We start from the raw sequence: 17,914 nt of genomic DNA, 5'->3' as shown, positions 1-17,914 counted from the left end.
GGTTGATGAAAGGCTCATCTAGGATAACCGACGGTCAACAATTACGGGCAGAAACTATTTTACCTGCACTTGCTCGCAGGCTGCGCCACGTTCCGGCGCGGCAGCCAGTGAAATGCATTGCGCGTGGGTTTACCGGCGCCGGCTTGGCCGGAGCGAAACGCGAATAATAATGAAAGTGGAGAATTAAATGACAATGAGCACACCTATGCTGGTGACCTTCCTGGTATACATTTTCGGGATGGTGCTGATCGGCCTGCTTGCCTACCGGGCAACCAATAACTTTGATGACTATATTCTCGGCGGCCGTAGTCTGGGCAGCGTGGTGACCGCGCTGTCCGCCGGCGCTTCCGACATGAGCGGCTGGCTGCTGATGGGCCTGCCGGGCGCCATCTTCCTCTCCGGCATCTCCGAAAGCTGGATCGCCATCGGCCTGACCATCGGCGCTTACCTGAACTGGAAGCTGGTGGCAGGAAGGCTGCGCGTGCATACCGAAGCCAACAACAATGCCCTGACGCTGCCGGATTATTTCACCAGCCGTTTTGAAGACAACAGCAAGCTGCTGCGGGTGATCTCGGCCATCGTCATCCTGGTGTTCTTCACCATTTACTGCGCCTCCGGCATCGTGGCCGGCGCGCGTCTGTTCGAAAGCACCTTCGGCATGAGCTACGAAACCGCCCTGTGGGCCGGCGCCGCGGCGACCATCCTGTATACCTTCATCGGCGGTTTCCTGGCGGTCAGCTGGACCGACACCGTGCAGGCCAGCCTGATGATTTTCGCGCTGATCCTGACCCCGGTGATCGTGATCTTCGCCGTCGGCGGCATCGATACCTCGATGCTGGTGATCCAGGCGCAGAACCCGGCCAACCTCGACATGCTGAAGGGGCTGAACTTCGTCGCCATCCTGTCGCTGCTGGGTTGGGGCCTGGGCTACTTCGGCCAGCCGCATATCCTGGCGCGTTTCATGGCGGCGGATTCTCACCGCACCATCCGCAGCGCGCGCCGCATCAGCATGACCTGGATGATCCTGTGCCTGGCCGGCACCATCGCCGTCGGTTTCTTCGGTATCGCTTACTTTGCCAATAACCCGGATCAGGCCGGCAACGTGTCGCAAAACGGCGAGCGCGTGTTCATCGAACTGGCGATGCTGCTGTTCAACCCATGGGTGGCGGGCGTGCTGCTGTCGGCGATTTTGGCGGCGGTTATGAGTACCCTGAGCTGCCAGCTGCTGGTCTGTTCCAGCGCAATCACCGAAGACCTGTACAAAGCGTTCCTGCGCAAAGGCGCCAGCCAGCGTGAACTGGTGTGGGTTGGCCGCGTCATGGTGCTGGTGGTGGCGTTGGTCGCCATCGCGCTGGCGGCCAACCCGGAGAACCGTGTGCTGGGCCTGGTGAGCTACGCCTGGGCCGGTTTCGGCGCCGCCTTCGGCCCGGTAGTGCTGATCTCGGTGATGTGGTCGCGCATGACCCGCAACGGCGCGCTGGCCGGCATGTTGGTCGGCGCGGTGACGGTGATCGTCTGGAAACAGTACGAATGGCTGGGCCTGTACGAAATCATCCCGGGCTTCATCCTGGGCTGTCTGGCCATTGTGGTGGTGAGCCTGATGGGCCGCCAGCCGTCTTCCACCATGACCGAACGTTTCGATCAGGCGGAAGCCGAGTACAAAACGGTATAACGCCGTTCACTGTCAGTCAGCAAGGGGCGCTCAGAGCGCCCCTTCTTTTTGCCTGTTCGCCACTGTCATTAAGCTGTAACACCTGGCGACATTTGATTAGAAAAAATCACGCTTGCGCCTCTTGTATTTCTTTTTGGCAGAATGATAATCACTCTCGTTGTATTTTACGTTTCTTTACATACTCGCCGCGGCTCATTGCGAGCCGGTTTTCTCTGCCGCCGCGGTCTTTTCAGGGGTGATTAGTTATGTTCGTTCCCTTTCTTATCATGTTCCGTGAGGGGCTGGAGGCCGCGCTGATCGTCAGCCTGATCGCCAGCTACCTGAAGCGCACGCAGCGCAGCCAATGGCTGGGCGCGGTGTGGATCGGCGTGATTGTCGCGGCGGCGCTGTGTTTGGCGCTCGGCATCTTTATCAATGAGACCACCGGCGAGTTCCCGCAGAAACAGCAGGAGCTGTTCGAAGGCATCGTGGCGGTGGTGGCGGTGCTGATCCTCACCTATATGGTGTTCTGGATGCGCAAAGTCTCCAGGTCGGTCAAGGTACATCTGGAAGGGGCGATCGATCAGGCGCTCAGCGCCGGTAAAGGGCAGGGGTGGGCGCTGGTGGCGATGGTGTTCTTCGCCGTGGCGCGCGAAGGGTTGGAGTCGGTGTTCTTCCTGCTGGCGGCGTTTCAGCAAGACGTGGGCGCCGCGGCGCCGATCGGTGCGGTGCTCGGCCTGGTCGCCGCCATCGTGCTGGGCATGATGATTTACTGGGGCGGGGTGAAGCTGCATCTGGCCAAATTCTTCAAATGGACCAGCCTGTTCATTCTGTTCGTCGCCGCCGGGCTGGCCGCCGGGGCGATCCGCGCCTTCCACGAAGCCGGTCTGTGGAACCACTTTCAGGACATCGCCTTCGATTTCAGCAGCACCCTGTCGACCCATTCGCTGTTCGGTACCCTGCTGGAAGGCATCCTCGGTTATCAGGAAGCGCCGACGGTCAGCGAAGTGGCGGTCTACTTCCTGTATTTGATCCCGGCGCTGATTTTCTTCTTTCTGCCGCAGCGCGCGGAGCCGGCAGCGGCCCCGGCGCAACGTAAAATCAATCATTAATGTTTAATAGGGAATCTCGTATGTCTACTCCGTTATTTCGCCGCAAGGCGTTGCACGCAGCATTACTGGCTATCCCGGCGTTTGCGCTGAGCATCGATGCCTTGGCGGCGGACGTGCCGCAGGTCAAGGTCACGGTCAACGATAAGCAGTGCGAACCGATGCAGCTGACGGTGCCGGCCGGCAAGACGCAGTTTGTGGTGCACAACACCAGCCAGAAAAACGTCGAATGGGAAATCCTGAAAGGGGTGATGGTGGTGGAAGAGCGTGAGAACATCGCGCCGGGCTTTACCCAGAAAATGACCGCCACGCTGGAAGCGGGCGAATATGACATGACCTGCGGGCTGCTCAGCAATCCGAAAGGCAAACTGACTGTCACCGCAGCGGCCAACGGCGCCACCGACGGCAAGCCGAACGCGCTGGACCTGGTCGGCCCGATTGCCGAATACAAGGTTTACGTCACCAAAGAAGTCGATGGGTTGGTGAAACAAACCAAGCTGTTCACCGACGCGGTGAAGGCCGGCAACGTGGAACAAGCGCGCAAGCTGTATGCGCCGACCCGCCAGCACTATGAGCGCATCGAGCCGATCGCCGAGCTGTTCTCCGATCTGGACGGCAGCATCGACGCCCGCGAAGACGACTACGAGAAGAAATCGGCGGATCCGAACTTCACCGGCTTCCACCGTCTGGAGAAGGCGCTGTTTGCCGACAACTCCACCAAAGACATGGGCGCCTACGCCGATCGCCTGTACCACGATACCGTAGAGCTGCAAAAGCGCGTGAGTGAACTGACCTTCCCGCCGAGCAAAGTGGTGGGCGGCGCAGCCGGGCTAATCGAAGAGGTGGCGGCCAGCAAGATCAGCGGTGAAGAAGACCGCTACAGCCGCACCGATTTGTGGGATTTCCAGGCCAACGTCGACGGCGCGCAGAAGATAGTCAACCTGCTGCGTCCTTTGCTGGTCAAGGCCAATAAGCCGCTGCTGGACAAGATCGACGCCAACTTCAAAACCGTGGACACCATCTTGGCGAAGTACCAAACCAAAGACGGCTATGAGTCTTATGAGAAGCTGACCGATGCCGATCGCAATGCGTTGAAAGGGCCGATCACCACGTTGGCGGAAGATCTTTCCCAACTGCGCGGCGTATTGGGTCTGGACTGAGGCATACGGTTATGAGCAACAAGGCAGGCCCGAATAACGGGCCGCATCCGCACTCTCAGGGAGCGGCGTCGCCTTCGCGGCGCCGTTTGCTGCAAGGGCTGGGGCTGGGCGCGCTGGCGTTGGGCGGCAGCCGCCTGGCGCAGGCGGCGGGTAACGCGGCGGAGCCGTTGGCGACGCCGCAGGATGAGCGCTGGCAGAAACAGCCGTTTTATGGCCGCCATCAGGCCGGCGTGCTGACGCCGCAACAGGCGGCGATGATGCTGGTGGCGTTCGATGTGCTGGCGACCAGCAAAGCGGATCTGGAGCGCCTGTTCCGGCTGCTGACCGATCGCATCGCCTTCCTGACCCACGGCGGCAAGGCGCCGGAGGTGGACGCCAAGCTGCCGCCGCTCGATTCCGGCATCATGGGGCCGGAGATTTACCCGGACAACCTGACCATCACCGTCTCGGTCGGCGCATCGCTGTTCGACGAACGCTTTGGTCTGCAGGCGCACAAACCGCTGCGGTTGCAGAAGATGACGCGCTTCCCCAACGATGCGCTGGACGCCGCGCTTTGCCACGGCGACCTGCTGCTGCAGATCTGCGCCAACACCAACGAAACCGCTCTCCACGCGCTGCGCGACATCATTAAGCATTCGCCGGATCTGCTCAGCGTGCGCTGGAAGCGGGAAGGGTTCATCTCCGCGCACGCGGCGCGCAGCAAAGGGAAAGAGACGCCGATCAACCTGTTGGGGTTCAAAGACGGCACCGCTAACCCGAAAACCGACGACAAGCCGCTGATGGATAAAGTGGTGTGGGTCGGCGACAGCGTCGGTGAACCGGCGTGGACGGCGGGCGGCAGCTATCAGGCGGCGCGTATTATTCGTTTCCGCGTCGAGTTTTGGGATCGCACGCCGCTGCAGGAGCAGGAAACCATTTTCGGCCGCGAGAAGCACAGCGGCGCGCCGCTGGGCATGAAGCATGAACATGACGAGCCGAATTACGCGAACGATCCCGACGGCAAGGTGATCCCGATGGACGCGCACATTCGCTTGGCTAACCCACGCACGCCGGAAAGCCAAAGCAATCTGATGCTGCGACGCGGCTACAGCTATTCGCTGGGGGTATCCAATGCCGGCCAGCTGGAAATGGGGCTGCTGTTTGTCTGCTATCAGGCCGACCTGGAGAAAGGTTTCCTGACGGTGCAAAAAAGGCTGAACGGCGAAGCGCTGGAGGAATACATCAAGCCGATTGGCGGCGGGTATTTCTTCGTGCTGCCGGGCGTGAAAGAACGCGGCGATTATTTGGCCAGCGGCCTGCTCAAGGCCTGAACCCGGAATGACGAGGCGGGCTTGCCTGCCTCGTTTTACTTTGTGTTGCCTGCCGTACGGAAGATTGAGCGTCGAAAGTCAATTCGACACCTGGCCTATGGATTAAAAAGCACGCACCGCCCGCGTTTTTGGGTTGTGCAAAATTTAATCAGGAAACCAAAGTGTCATTCGCGGTTTTTAATTGTAATTCTTTGAAATTTATATGTTAAAAATTTTTATGGAATGACGTGTCGCGCGTGATATAGTGTTTTAGCGATAACTAAAAACAAAACATATAAAATTTTTTTACATTTTAGTAACGCGACAGGATTGAATGTCATTATACTGTAATCATCTGGCGGTAGTTTTCACACGGTGCACAGCTTGAAGCTGTAAATATCACTGCGGGGATCGCTAATGGTAAAGTCCTTGGTTGGGCTGGAAAGAAAAAATAACACATCTCCCCTGATTTCTCGTTGTAACGAGGGTTCTCTCTCCGACTCTCTTTTACCGGCAACTCCGCACTCTTATCGCTACCGAATCTCACCACTTTTTACTCCACGTTTATTGATGCAGTCCGCGTTGTCCCGTGAAGCAACGGCGCTTAAACGTTGCCGTCAATTCACATTGTCCCTTGGCTCTTATTGGCTCGGAGGAGGCCAAAACCTAATACGTGTGTGAAACATAATCGCACGGCCTGGCCGTTGCGGTAGGTGAAACAAACTGTAAGGTGCCACTATGGGTAGACAGAAAGCAGTGATCAAAGCACGTCGTGAAGCGAAACGCGTTATTCGTCGTGACGCTCGTAGTCATCGCCAGCTGGAAGAAGAGTCTGTGACCTCGCTGGTGCAAATGGGGGGAGTCGAGTCTATCGGCATGGCGCGAGACAAGCGCGATAGCTCACCCATCGAGGCTAGAACCGAAGCTCAGGGTCATTACTTATCAGCCATAGAGAATAAGCAGCTGATCTTCGCCACCGGCGAAGCCGGCTGTGGCAAAACATTTATCAGCGCCGCCAAGGCGGCGGAGGCGCTGATCCATAAAGAGGTGGATCGGATTATCGTTACCCGTCCTGTTTTGCAGGCGGATGAAGACCTCGGTTTCTTGCCGGGGGATATCTCCGAGAAGTTCGCCCCTTATTTCCGCCCGGTGTATGACATTCTGGTACGTCGTTTAGGATCTTCCTTTATGCAGTACTGCCTGCGCCCGGAAATCGGCAAGGTAGAGATTGCGCCGTTCGCTTATATGCGCGGACGCACCTTCGAAAATGCGGTCGTTATCCTGGATGAAGCCCAGAACGTGACCGCCAGCCAGATGAAAATGTTCCTGACCCGCCTGGGGGAAAACGTGACGGTTATCGTTAACGGCGACGTGACCCAGTGCGACCTGCCGCGCGGCGTGAAATCCGGTCTCAGCGATGCCCTGGAGCGCTTCGAAGAGGACGAGATGATCGGCGTTATCCGCTTTGAAAAACAGGACTGCGTGCGTTCCGCTTTGTGCCAGCGCACGCTCAACGCTTACAGTTAACCTATCCGCTAATGGAAAGGCCGCCTCGGCGGCCTTTTTTATCGCCCCCCATTTCCCCTTTCGTTTAACCTTTGTGTAAATTATTGTGGTTTTCTGTATAGATTTTCGTTGAGTTAGCGTTAATGATTAATGGGTTCCAGATTGGCGCGCAGTTTGCCTGCGCCGCCAAAAGGACATTTTCTGGGGTGTGCGCCGCGCGGCGCATTGAGTGTGGGTTCCTTGCTGCGATTCAAACATGAAATATATCATTCTGATTTTGCTTATTTTATGCGTCGTCTATGTGCATTACCGCGGACGGGTGCGCTATAACGTTTGGCGGCAGCTGTCTGACCATTCCACTTTTACCGCACCGCTGAACGTCTTCATGTATCTGTTTTCTCGTGTGCCGACTACGCCGTACCTGAAGCCGGAGCAGTTCCCTGAGCTGGCGGTACTGCGGGAGAACTGGGAAACCATCCGCGACGAAGGACAGAAGCTGATGGAGATCCAGCAGATCAAAGCGTCCGATCAATTCAACGATGCCGGTTTCAACTCGTTCTTCAAGACCGGTTGGAAACGCTTTTATCTGAAATGGTATGAAGACAGCCATCCTTCCGCCATGACCCTGTGCCCGCAGACCACGGAACTGCTGCGCAGCCTGCCTTCGGTCAAAGCGGCGATGTTCGCCGAACTGCCGGACGGCAGCCGTTTGCCGCGCCACCGCGATCCTTACGCCGGTTCGCTGCGTTATCACCTGGGGTTGATTACCCCCAACGATGACCGCTGCTTCATTGAGGTGGACGGTGAGCGCTACAGCTGGCGCGACGGTGAAGGGGTGATGTTCGATGAAACCTATCTGCACTACGCGGAAAACCAGAGCGGGAAGAATCGTCTGATCCTGTTCTGCGACATCGAACGGCCGATGCGTTACCGCTGGGCGCAGGCGGTGAATCACTGGCTGGGGCGCAACCTGATGAGCGCCGCCACGGCGCCGAATGAAGAGGGCGATCGCACCGGCGGCGTCAACAAGATGTTCAAATACATCTATGCGATACGCCGGGTGGGGAAACGCCTGAAGGCCTGGAACCGCACCGGTTATTACATCATCAAGTGGATTTTGTTCGGGGGGATCGCCGCGGCGATATTCTTCTCGGTATAGCGAAGGCAGGGGCGCACAGAGTGCGCCCCTTTTTGATCAGGCGAAGATAGTCATCATGTAGGCGGCGAACAGCGCCAGGTGGGCGGTGCCGTTCAGCACGTTGGTGCGGCCGGTCGAGAACGACAGCTGGCACAACAGCAACACTGTCAACATCACCACGATATGCGGCGTTTGCAGGCCGAAGATCAGCGTCTGCCCTGTCAGAGTAGCGATGATGGTCACCGCCGGCACCGTCAGGGAGATGGTCGCCAGCACCGAACCGAAGAACAGGTTCATGGCGCGTTGCACCTGATTGTTCAACACGGCGCGCAGCGCGCCCAGGCCTTCCGGCGACAGGATCAACAGCGCCACCAGGAAACCGGTGAACTGCGCCGGTGCATTCATCTTGGTCAGCAGGCCTTCCAGCGGATTGGCGTTGAACTTGGTGACGGCGATAACCGCGATCAGGTGCACGATGAGCCAGGCGGCGTGCCAGGCGCTGCTGTGCGAAGAGGGCTTGCCGTGGTGCGGGTCGCCATCGTCGTCTTCATGCTCGTACACGAACAGGCTCTGGTGGGTTTTGGTCTGGATCACCAGGAACACGCCATACATGGCGGCGGAGATCAACGCCACCAGCAGCGCTTGCCCGGTGCTGAAGTTGCCGCCTGGCAGCGCGCTCGGGAACACCAGCACGATCACCGCCAGCGGGAAAATCGCCATCAGATACTGTTTGATGCCGCCCAGGTTGACGTACTGGGTGGCGAACTTGCGCCCGCCGAGCAGCAGCGCAAAGCCGACCAGGCCGGCGGAAACGATCATGATGATGGAGTACAGCGTGTCGCGCATCAGCGCCGGCGCGGCGTCGCCGGTGGCCATCAGCGCGGAAATCAGGCTGACTTCGAGGATCACGACGGACAAACTGAGGATCAGCGAGCCATAGGGTTCGCCCAATCGGTGAGCCAGCACGTCGGCGTGGCGCACCACGCTGAAGGCGCTGCTGAGGATCCCCACCAGCGCGAGAATATTGATGCCGACGATCAGCGGAAAGTTATCGGTGCTGCCCCATAGATTTAACACCACCAGCGCGGCGATAGGGAAGATCAGCGAGTATTCGGTGTGGCGAGATTTGGTGGATCGGCCAGGATCGTGTTGCGACTTCATGAGGGTGGCACTCCTTCTCAAACAGCGTAGCCCGTCAGCGCCGGTCACCGTGATACGGCAACGTTGCGTTTCCAGTAGGTATTTTATATTAGGATACACCCGCGGCGCCGGTGTGATGTTGTTTTATCTGAGAAAGCAATTGCTTGCTTATGTGATCAGGGTAGCAAAAAAACCGCACGGGGTGCGGTTTTATTTACTTACTTTTACGCAATAACGCCAATTTTTAGCGTTAGATTTGAGAAAGGTCGTGTTTACTTGTTTAGCTCGTGGTTAATCAAGGAAAATGAGACCGTCAGTCGTCAATGTTGTCCATGATTTCATGCCGTTTATTGTGGTAACCCTCTTCATTTAGCCCCTCACGCCAGTAAGGCACGGCATAAAGACGATTACGATCGCATTGACGTTCGCGACGCAGGTAGCGGCGCAGCTCTACCACCAGGCGATCTTCACCGGCGAGCCAGAAGTGGCTTTCGCCCTGCGGCAGGGACTGCGCGCGGAACCGAGCGACCAACTCGTCGGTCTTCTCCGTGCCGCCGACGACCCAATTGACCTCAACGTCGGCGGGTTTCTTCAGGTCAATGACGTCAGCGTTGCTGTCGACGCGGACGAAAGCGCGTCCGGCACTGTGTGGCGGCAGGTTTTCCAGCAGTGCGGCCAGCGCAGGCAGTGAGGAAGGATCGCCCGCCAGGCAGTAGAAGTCGGCGGCCGGCAGCATTGGCTTGGGGCCACCCGGGTTGCTGATGCCGATTTTATCGCCGGCTTTCGCCTGGCGTGCAAAGTCCACCGCCGGGCCCTGATGATCATGAATGGCGAACTCAATGTCCACTTCCGCCAGTTCCGGGCGCACGGCGCGGATGGAATAGGTGCGCACGATCGGGCGCACGGCGTCCGCAGCCCAACGCGGGCCGTTTTCGGTCAGCGTCGGCAGGTCCGGCTGCGTCTGGCCAGCGAGCGGCAAAAAGACTTTGATGTGTGCAGCGGCGGCATTGGCCGGGTAGTAACGCAGATCGGGAGCGGTAAAGGTAATGCGGCGCAGGTGCGGCGTAATGTCCTGTACGCGGCTGACGGCGATCAGGTAGGGGGCGCGTGAGCGAGGGGCTTCGGTAGTCACGGGGTTCTCCTTATAGTTCGTTTGGCGGTGAGTATAACATGTCGTTTGATAATGAGAATTGTTTGCTAATTGAGACGAAACCGCATGTGGGCTAGGCTTAAGGTTCACTCATCCTGAAAGGGGAGGCCATATGCCCTACCACAGCACGAACGACTTGCCGGACAACGTTAAGCATGTGCTGCCGGAACATGCGCAGGCGATCTATAAAGAAGCGTTCAACAGCGCCTGGCAACAATACCGGGATCCCGATGAGCGGCGCGGTGACGACAGCCGGGAAGAGACGGCGCATAAGGTGGCCTGGGCGGCGGTCAAGCAAAGCTATCGCAAGGGCGACGACGAACGCTGGCATAAAAAGTAACGAATTATCACGCAGTAAAATCGCGCAGACATTATGTGGAGCCCGGCAATTAATATTATTGCTGCTCAGTACAAATACTTTTTCACTTTAACGCCGCTTTGTAACTTGATTGCACGTCAGGAAAAGAATAAGGTCATTCTTATAAGGCGCGGTGATTGAATTAATAAAAATCCGCAGCCGAAAATAAAACATCAAAGGTTCAGCAGTGGCGAGGGAAGGCGAGAAATCGTATTCCCGGGAGGTAATATCAGTGTTAACGCGAGATTTTCTGCAAAAAGCGGATTGCAAAACTGCATTCGGCGCTATTGAGGAGTCGTTGTTGCTGACGCCTGAACAGCGTGCAGCCTCGTTGGATTGCACCTTATCGCGCCGGCCGGATCACAGCCCCGTATGGATATTCGGTTACGGTTCGCTGATGTGGAACCCGGTTTTCGAATCGGAAGAAGTGCGGCCGGCCACGCTACAGGGCTGGCACCGGGCGTTCTGCATGCGCTTGACCGCCGGGCGCGGCACGCTGCATCAGCCGGGGCGCATGCTGGCGTTAAAAGCCGGCGGCCACACCACGGGCCTGGCGTTTCGTTTGCCGGAAAGCAAGTTGCGTGAAGAGTTGGAGCTGCTTTGGAAGCGTGAAATGGTGACCGATTGCTACGTGCCCACCTGGTGCGAGCTGCAGTTGGATGGCGGCGAGAAGGTTACTGCGTTGGTGTTCGTGATGAACCCGCAGCATCCGCTGTTTGAAGAAGACACCAGCTACCAGGTGATTGCGCCATTGATCGCCAGCGCCAGCGGCCCGCTGGGCACCAACGCGCAATATCTGTTTGCGCTGGATAACGAGTTGAAGCACCACGGCATGCAGGATGATTGCATCGGCGATCTGGTGCGCTGTGTACAGCAGTGGCTGCAGCAGAACCGCACCGGCGGCATCGGCAGCGAGGCCACCGCCTGAGGCTGCTGCGGGAATACGAACGGTGAGGGGCTCAGCATGCTGAGCCCTTTTTTATATCTAATGCCTATATTTAATAACTTAATTTCCACAGTGATTTAAGGCATGCTTTTGTTGTGGTTATCTATCCCGTTATTTTTAAAGTCATTAGCTGTTTTTTGTCAGTTTCCCACCCCACCTGCGAAGCAGAATGATCGACTTAGTATTAAATTGCATAAGTAAAGGTTATTTCTTATTTGTTCAGACTCGTCGGACTCCGTATCAATATGGCTAACGCTACTGGAAGAAACAGGGAGACGGGGATGAACTTTCAACAATTAAAAATTATTCGTGAATCGGCGCGCTGCAACTACAACCTGACTGAGGTCGCCAATACGTTATTTACCTCGCAGTCCGGCGTCAGTCGGCATATTCGCGAGCTGGAAGAAGAGCTGGGCATTGAAATATTCATTCGCCGCGGCAAACGGCTGCTGGGCATGACCGAACCCGGCAAAGAGCTGTTGGTGGTGGCGGAGCGCATTCTCAACGACGCCAACAACATCCGTCGCCTGGCGGACGTTTTCAGCAGCAACGACTCGGGGCAGCTGCATATCGCAACGACGCACACTCAGGCGCGTTACAGTCTGCCGGGGGTGATCAAAGAGTTTCGCGCGCTTTATCCGCGGGTGCGGGTGGTGCTCAATCAGGGCAGCCCTGAGGAGATCGTCTCGATGTTGGCCGCCGGAGAAGCCGATATCGGCATCGCCAGCGAACGGCTGATGAGTGACGAATCGTTGGCGGCGTTCCCTTACTACCGCTGGCATCACACCATCCTGGTGCCGGAAGGGCACGAGTTGACGCGTCAGCCGCAGGTGACGCTGGAGATGCTCAGCACCTTGCCGCTGATCACTTACCGCCAGGGCATTACCGGGCGCGCGAAGCTGGATGCGGCGTTCAAAGCGGCGGGCCTGACCCCGGACATCGCGCTCAGCGCGCAGGACTCCGACGTGATTAAAACCTACGTCGAGCTGGGGTTAGGCGTGGGCGTGCTGGCGGACATGTCGTATGAAAAAGAGCGCGATCGCGGGTTGGTCAGTCTCAACGCCGAGCATTTGTTTGAGCCTAATACGGTATGGCTGGGCCTGAAACGCAGCCAGCTGCAGCGCAACTATGCCTGGCGCTTTATCCAACTGTGCAACCCGACGCTGTCGCTGACCGAAATAAAAGACAAGGTCTTCTCGTCGCAGCTGGACGCGGTGATTGATTACCAGATTTAACCGATAAGCGGCAGGCAATTCCTGCCGCGCATTCTGCATTGCCCGCCTAATAATCAAAACCCCATCTATATACATAAAAAGAATATCTATAGTGATTTAAGTACCTTCAGCTGCCGATCGCGCTCGCATACACTCGCGAAATTATTATAAATTCCATCCGCTTGGAGAGTTTCAGATGAAAGCGCTCGTTCCTTCTTTGCTGTTTTTGGCCGTGGCGGCCAGCGTTGACGTACAGGCGGCGACGCCGGCCAACACGTTGGTGATCGCGCAGTCTATCGATGACGTGGTCAGCTTTGACCCGGCTCAGGGATTTGAGTTAACCACGGTGCAGTCGTTCAACAGCCTGTATCAACGTCTGATCCAGTCCGATCCGCACAATCCCGTCGATCTCAAACCGACCCTGGCCAGCCGTTGGCAGGCCGGCGCCGATAACCGCAGCCTGACCTTCAGCCTGCGCCCGGACGCCAAATTCGCCAGCGGCAACCCGCTGCGGCCGGAGGACGTGATCTTTTCGCTTTCACGGGTGGTGAAACTCAATCTCGAACCGTCGTTTATCCTGACGCAGCTGGGCTGGAACGCGAAGAACGTGGATCAACACCTGACCAAGGTGGATGACCATACGGTAAAAATCAGCTGGGATGAAAACGTCAGCCCGGCCTTCGTGCTCAGCCTGCTGTCGGCGCCGGTATCCTCGATCGTCGACGCCAAAGAGGCGCTGGCGCACCAGCAGGGCGACGATCTGGGGCACAAATGGTTGAACAGCCACTCCGCCGGCAGCGGCCCTTACAAAATCCGCACCTATGTGCCGCACGAAGTGGTGGTGTTGGACGCGAACCCCGGCTCGCCGGAAGGGGCGCCGACGTTGAAAACCATCCTGATCAAAAACGTGCCCGATCCGGCCGCGCGCCGTTTGCTGATTGAGCAGGGCGATGCCGACATCGCGCGCAACCTGGGGGCGGACCAGATGGCGGCCCTGAAGGGCAAGCCGGGCGTCAAACCGTTGGCCATTCCTTACGCCTCGCTTTATTTCCTGCAGTTCAACGCCAAGGCGTCGCCGGCGCTCGGCAACCCGGCGTTTTGGGAGGCGGCGCGCTGGCTGTTCGATTACCAAGGCATCGCCGACGATCTGCTGAAAGGGCAGTTCCAGAGCCATCAGGCATTCCTGCCGGACGGTTATCTGGGCGCGCTCAAGGAGCAGCCATACAGCTTCAATCCGCAGAAAGCCAAAGAAATACTGGCCAAAGCGGGGCTGAGCAACGTCAGTTTCCGTCTGGACGTCAACAACCAGCCGCCGTACCTGGATATCGCTCAGGCGCTGCAGGCCAGTTTTGCTCAGGGCGGCGTGAAGGTCGAACTGGTGCCGGGCATCAGCTCGCAGGTCTCCACCAAGGTGAAAGCGCTTAACTACGATGCGACGCTGACCTCCTGGGGGCCGGATTACTTCGATCCCAACACCAACGCGGCTGCCTTTGCCTACAACCCGGAGGACGGCAGCAAGACGCTGGCCTGGCGAGCCAACTGGCAGATCCCGGCGCTGAGCAAGTTGACGCTGGCCGCCACTGCGGAAAACGACACCGCCAAACGGGTGGCCGACTATCAGCAACTGCAAAAACAGGTGCAGCAAAGCTCGCCGTTTGTTATCGGCCTGCAGGCGCGCAGCCTGATCGCGGTGCGTGACAACCTCAAGGGCTATGTGCAGGGCATCAACCCTGACATGGTGTTCTACAGCAAGGTCAGCAAGTAATGGCCGCTGAACTCTCCGCCTCCGCCGGGCTAGCCCGGCGGTATTGGCGCTGGGGCGGGCGGCTGCTCGGCGGCGCGCTGTCGCTGGCGTTAACGCTGCTCGGCCTGCTGCTGTTCACCTTTATGCTGTCGCACCTGGCGCCGATCGATCCGGCGCTGCAGGTGGCGGGCGATCACGCCAGCGAAGCCACCTATGCGCAGGTGCGTCATGACCTGGGGCTGGATCAGCCGCTGCCGGTGCAATTTTGGCGCTATCTGGTGCACCTGGCGCACGGCGATCTGGGCATTTCGCGCATTACCGCCCAGCCGGTGCTGAGCGATCTGTTGCGTACCTTCCCGGCAACGGTGGAACTGGCCACCTGCGCCATTATTCTCGGCGCGTTAGGCGGCATTACGCTGGCGTTTCTGGCGGTGCTCAAACCGGGGAGCTGGCTGGATAATGCGGCGCGGTTGCTGTCGCTGGTGGGTTATTCGGTGCCGATTTTCTGGTTGAGCCTGCTGGGGCTGCTGCTGTTCTACGCCACGCTGCACTGGTCGGCGGGGCCGGGGCGCCTGGATGACATTTACTTGTACAGCATGGAGCCGCGTACTGGTTTCGTGTTGATTGACAGCTGGCTGTCCGGCGATCGCGAGATGTTCTACAACGCCATCAGCCACCTGTGGCTGCCGGTCGTGGCGCTGGCGCTGCTGTCGATGGCGGGCATCACCCGGCTGCTGCGCGCGGCGATGCTGGAAGAGTGCAACAAGGAATACGTGACGCTGGCGCGCTCCAAAGGCGCCGGCCGCCTGCGCATTCTGCTGCGCCACGTGTTTCCCAACGTGCTGGGGACGTTGATCATCGTACTGTCTCTCTCCTATGCCAGCCTGCTGGAGGGCGCGGTATTGACCGAAACGGTGTTCGCCTGGCCCGGCGTCGGGCGCTATCTGACCTCGGCGCTGTTTGCCGCCGACACCCCGGCGATCCTCGGCGCCACGCTGCTGATCGGCACCTGTTTCGTGCTGTTGAATACTCTGGCCGATGCCTTGACCTATCTAGTGGATCCGCGAACCCGATGAGCCAATATCTCTCTGAACACGAACCGCAAAGCGAGCCGGCCGTCGGCTATCGCACCGGTCAGCGGCTGACCACGCTGACGCTCGGCGCGGCGCTGGTGGCGATCCTGATCGTCACCGCGCTGCTGGCTCCGTGGCTGGCGCCTTTCGATCCCAATTTGCAGCATATCGAGCTGCGGCTGCTGCCGCCTTCCGCCACGCATTGGTTGGGCACCGACGGTTTCGGCCGCGACTTGCTCTCCCGCGTGATTTACGGCGCGCGGCCGACGCTGATTCTGGTGTCGCTGATTCTGGTGCTGACCATCCCTATCGGTCTGCTGGTGGGCATCTGCGCCGGTTATCTCGGCGGCTGGGCAGAACGCATCTTGATGCGTCTGACCGATATTTTCCTGTCGTTGCCGAGCCTGGTGATCGCGCTGGCGTTCGTGGCGGTGATGGGGCCGGGGCTGATGAACGGCGCGCTGGCGCTGGCACTGACCAGCTGGCCGGCCTTTGCCCGCCAGGCGCGGGCCGAAACGCTGGCGCTGCGCCGCAGCGATTATCTGGCAGCGGCGCGCATGCAGGGCATCAACGGGCTGCGGCTGATGGTCGGCCACATTTTACCTTTATGCCTGCCCAGCGCGGTGGTGCGCGCGGCGCTGAGCCTGGGCGGCATCATCCTGTCCGCCGCCGGTCTGGGGTTCCTCGGCATGGGCGTCGCGCCGCCGACCGCCGAATGGGGCTCGATGGTGGCCGAAGGCAGTAAAGTGATTTTCGATCAATGGTGGGTCGCCGCCGCACCGGGCGGGGCGATCCTGTTCGCCAGCCTGGCCTTTAACCTGCTGGGCGATGGCCTGCGCGATAAAATGGATCCTCGTCATGGGCACTGATAACACCTTATTGACCGTTGAACGTTTGGCGATCGGCGTGCCGGGGCCGCAGCCGGCGGCGCTGGTGAAGAATATTTCGTTCAGCATGGGGCGGGAGCGGCTGGCGCTGGTCGGTGAGTCCGGCTCCGGCAAATCGTTGACCGCGCGTGCGCTGATGGGGCTATTGCCGCCGCCGTTGCAGCTGCGGGCGCAGCGCCTGACGCTGGGCGACGAAGACTTGACGCGCCTGAGCGAGCGCCAGTGGAGCCGACTGCGCGGCGACCGGGTGGCGATGGTGATGCAAGATCCCAAGCATGCGTTGAATCCCAATCAGCCGATCGGCCGTCAGGTGGAGGAGCCGCTGGTGTTGCATGCCAAGCTGAGCCGCGCCGAGCGGCGTGAAAAAGTGCTGGAGATGCTGGCGGCGGTGGGCTTGCCCGATCCGGCGGCGCTGTGTCGCCGCTATCCGCATCAGCTCTCAGGCGGGATGGGGCAGCGGGTGATGCTGGCCATCGCCCTGATCAACGATCCGCAGCTGCTGATTGCCGACGAACCCACCTCGGCGCTGGATCACCAGATGCGCGATCAGGTGCTGCAGCTGATAGAAAATCTGGTGGCGCAACGCAATATGGGGCTGATCCTGATCAGCCACGATCTGCAGCAGGTGGCACACCACTGCGAGCGGGTACTGGTGATGTACAAAGGCGAGCTGTTGGATCAGCTGCCGGCAGCAGAGCTGGCGCAGGCCACGCACCCTTATACTCGCACGCTGTGGGCGTGTCGGCCGAGCCGCGAGACGCGCGGCAAGCCGCTGCCGGTGCTGGATCGCGCGCTGCTGGAGGCATTGAAATGAGCGTGATTGCACTGGAGAACCTCAGCGTCAGCCATCGTCAGGGCTATGAACAGCGCACCGTGGTGCACGACGTTAACCTGCGTATCGAACCGGGCGAGTGCTTCGGCCTGGTGGGGCCTTCCGGCTGCGGCAAGTCCTCGCTGCTGTGGGTGTTGGCCGGGCTGAACGACAGCTGGCGCGGCGGTTTTGAACTGCTCGGGCGGCGGCTGCAGCCGGGGCAGGCGTTCACCGGCGAACTGCGGCGTGAAGTGCAGATGGTGTTTCAGGATCCTTATGCTTCGCTTCACCCCAAGCACCGGCTGTTGCGCACGTTGTCGGAACCGCTCAAACTGCTGCAAGAAAGCGACATCGAACGCAAAATCAGCGCGGGCTTTCGCCAGGTAGGATTGGATCCGCGCCTGCTGGATCGCTATCCGCATCAGCTGTCGGGCGGCCAACGGCAGCGCGTGGCGATCGTGCGCGCCTTGCTGTTGCGGCCGAAGCTGCTGCTGCTGGATGAGCCGACCTCGGCATTGGACATGTCGGTGCAGGCGGAGATCCTCAACCTGCTCAACGAGCTGAAACAGGCTGGCGATCTGACCCTGGTGCTGGTCAGTCACGATGCGGATGTGATCGACCATATGTGCGATCGCTCGGTGGCGATGGCGCACGGCCGTCTCCTTGCCTGAGCCAATGCCCGTCAATGCGGCGGGCATATCCATCTTGGTAATAAATAAAGCAATTTATCGTCGTTCT

The 17,914-nt window shown here is 59.1% G+C and carries 16 protein-coding genes; 14 read left to right on the top strand and 2 right to left on the bottom strand.

The annotated features are described in order from the left end of the window. The first annotated feature begins 187 nt into the window (after positions 1-187). From putP to lpxO, 6 genes are all read left to right on the top strand, one after another. On the top strand, positions 188-1,672 hold the full coding sequence (putP, locus tag ITX55_RS16370) for a sodium/proline symporter PutP (protein WP_033643494.1): 1,485 nt from the start codon (positions 188-190) through the stop codon (positions 1,670-1,672). 245 nt (positions 1,673-1,917) lie between these two features. After that, positions 1,918-2,763 carry an iron uptake transporter permease EfeU gene (gene efeU, locus ITX55_RS16365; RefSeq protein WP_033643493.1) on the top strand — a complete coding sequence of 282 codons (846 nt, stop codon included), beginning with the start codon at positions 1,918-1,920 and terminating at the stop codon, positions 2,761-2,763. A gap of 20 nt (positions 2,764-2,783) precedes the next feature. Beyond that, positions 2,784-3,920, top strand: coding sequence for an iron uptake system protein EfeO (gene efeO, locus ITX55_RS16360; protein ID WP_072627450.1), 1,137 nt, complete (start codon positions 2,784-2,786; stop codon positions 3,918-3,920). Positions 3,921-3,931: 11 nt separating this feature from the next. Further along, positions 3,932-5,230 (top strand): iron uptake transporter deferrochelatase/peroxidase subunit, encoded by a 1,299-nt coding sequence (efeB, locus tag ITX55_RS16355; protein ID WP_042784800.1) that lies wholly within the window; start codon positions 3,932-3,934, stop codon positions 5,228-5,230. Between the two features lie 717 nt (positions 5,231-5,947). Then, positions 5,948-6,736, top strand: coding sequence for a phosphate starvation-inducible protein PhoH (gene phoH, locus ITX55_RS16350; protein WP_015378226.1), 789 nt, complete (start codon positions 5,948-5,950; stop codon positions 6,734-6,736). 235 nt (positions 6,737-6,971) lie between these two features. Beyond that, a complete protein-coding gene (gene lpxO / locus ITX55_RS16345) occupies positions 6,972-7,874 on the top strand; it encodes a lipid A hydroxylase LpxO (RefSeq protein ID WP_033650883.1) in 903 nt (300 codons plus the stop codon). Positions 7,875-7,910: 36 nt separating this feature from the next. Here the strand turns inward: lpxO and chaA are convergent, their stop codons facing one another. Beyond that, entirely contained in the window at positions 7,911-9,014 is a 1,104-nt protein-coding gene (gene chaA / locus ITX55_RS16340; RefSeq protein WP_025303229.1) for a sodium-potassium/proton antiporter ChaA, read from the bottom strand. A 292-nt stretch (positions 9,015-9,306) separates the two neighbouring features. Beyond that, positions 9,307-10,125 carry a siderophore-interacting protein gene (locus ITX55_RS16335; RefSeq protein ID WP_033650884.1) on the bottom strand — a complete coding sequence of 273 codons (819 nt, stop codon included), beginning with the start codon at positions 10,123-10,125 and terminating at the stop codon, positions 9,307-9,309. Between the two features lie 130 nt (positions 10,126-10,255). On the opposite strand from ITX55_RS16335, the gene chaB reads away from it, so the two are divergent. The 8 genes from chaB (at position 10,256) to ITX55_RS16295 (ending at position 17,847) form a co-directional block, all read left to right on the top strand. Next, positions 10,256-10,483: a putative cation transport regulator ChaB gene (gene chaB / locus ITX55_RS16330; protein ID WP_033643458.1), complete on the top strand. Its 228-nt coding sequence runs from the start codon at positions 10,256-10,258 to the stop codon at positions 10,481-10,483. Between the two features lie 250 nt (positions 10,484-10,733). After that, positions 10,734-11,429 carry a gamma-glutamylcyclotransferase gene (locus tag ITX55_RS16325; protein WP_033643457.1) on the top strand — a complete coding sequence of 232 codons (696 nt, stop codon included), beginning with the start codon at positions 10,734-10,736 and terminating at the stop codon, positions 11,427-11,429. Between the two features lie 299 nt (positions 11,430-11,728). Further along, positions 11,729-12,682: an HTH-type transcriptional regulator Cbl gene (gene cbl, locus ITX55_RS16320; RefSeq protein ID WP_033634950.1), complete on the top strand. Its 954-nt coding sequence runs from the start codon at positions 11,729-11,731 to the stop codon at positions 12,680-12,682. A gap of 175 nt (positions 12,683-12,857) precedes the next feature. After that, entirely contained in the window at positions 12,858-14,426 is a 1,569-nt protein-coding gene (locus ITX55_RS16315) for an ABC transporter substrate-binding protein (protein WP_223085218.1), read from the top strand. Next, positions 14,426-15,481 carry an ABC transporter permease gene (locus ITX55_RS16310; RefSeq protein ID WP_223085217.1) on the top strand — a complete coding sequence of 352 codons (1,056 nt, stop codon included), beginning with the start codon at positions 14,426-14,428 and terminating at the stop codon, positions 15,479-15,481. Before ITX55_RS16315 ends, ITX55_RS16310 begins: the two co-directional genes overlap by 1 nt. Then, positions 15,478-16,347, top strand: a complete 870-nt coding sequence (locus ITX55_RS16305) for an ABC transporter permease (protein WP_046687287.1) — start codon at positions 15,478-15,480, stop codon at positions 16,345-16,347. The genes ITX55_RS16310 and ITX55_RS16305 overlap by 4 nt, the downstream gene beginning before the upstream one ends. Continuing rightward, entirely contained in the window at positions 16,337-17,179 is an 843-nt protein-coding gene (locus ITX55_RS16300) for an ABC transporter ATP-binding protein (protein WP_042784795.1), read from the top strand. Before ITX55_RS16305 ends, ITX55_RS16300 begins: the two co-directional genes overlap by 11 nt. Next, positions 17,176-17,847 carry an ABC transporter ATP-binding protein gene (locus ITX55_RS16295; RefSeq protein WP_042784794.1) on the top strand — a complete coding sequence of 224 codons (672 nt, stop codon included), beginning with the start codon at positions 17,176-17,178 and terminating at the stop codon, positions 17,845-17,847. The genes ITX55_RS16300 and ITX55_RS16295 overlap by 4 nt, the downstream gene beginning before the upstream one ends. Positions 17,848-17,914: the final 67 nt, after the last annotated feature.

It is taken from the genome of Serratia sp. EWG9 (assembly GCF_019913725.1).
In the GTDB taxonomy this organism is placed as follows: Bacteria; Pseudomonadota; Gammaproteobacteria; order Enterobacterales; family Enterobacteriaceae; genus Serratia; species Serratia ureilytica.
Note: the sequence above shows the minus strand (reverse complement) of the source record. Positions and strands in the feature narration are given on the sequence as shown.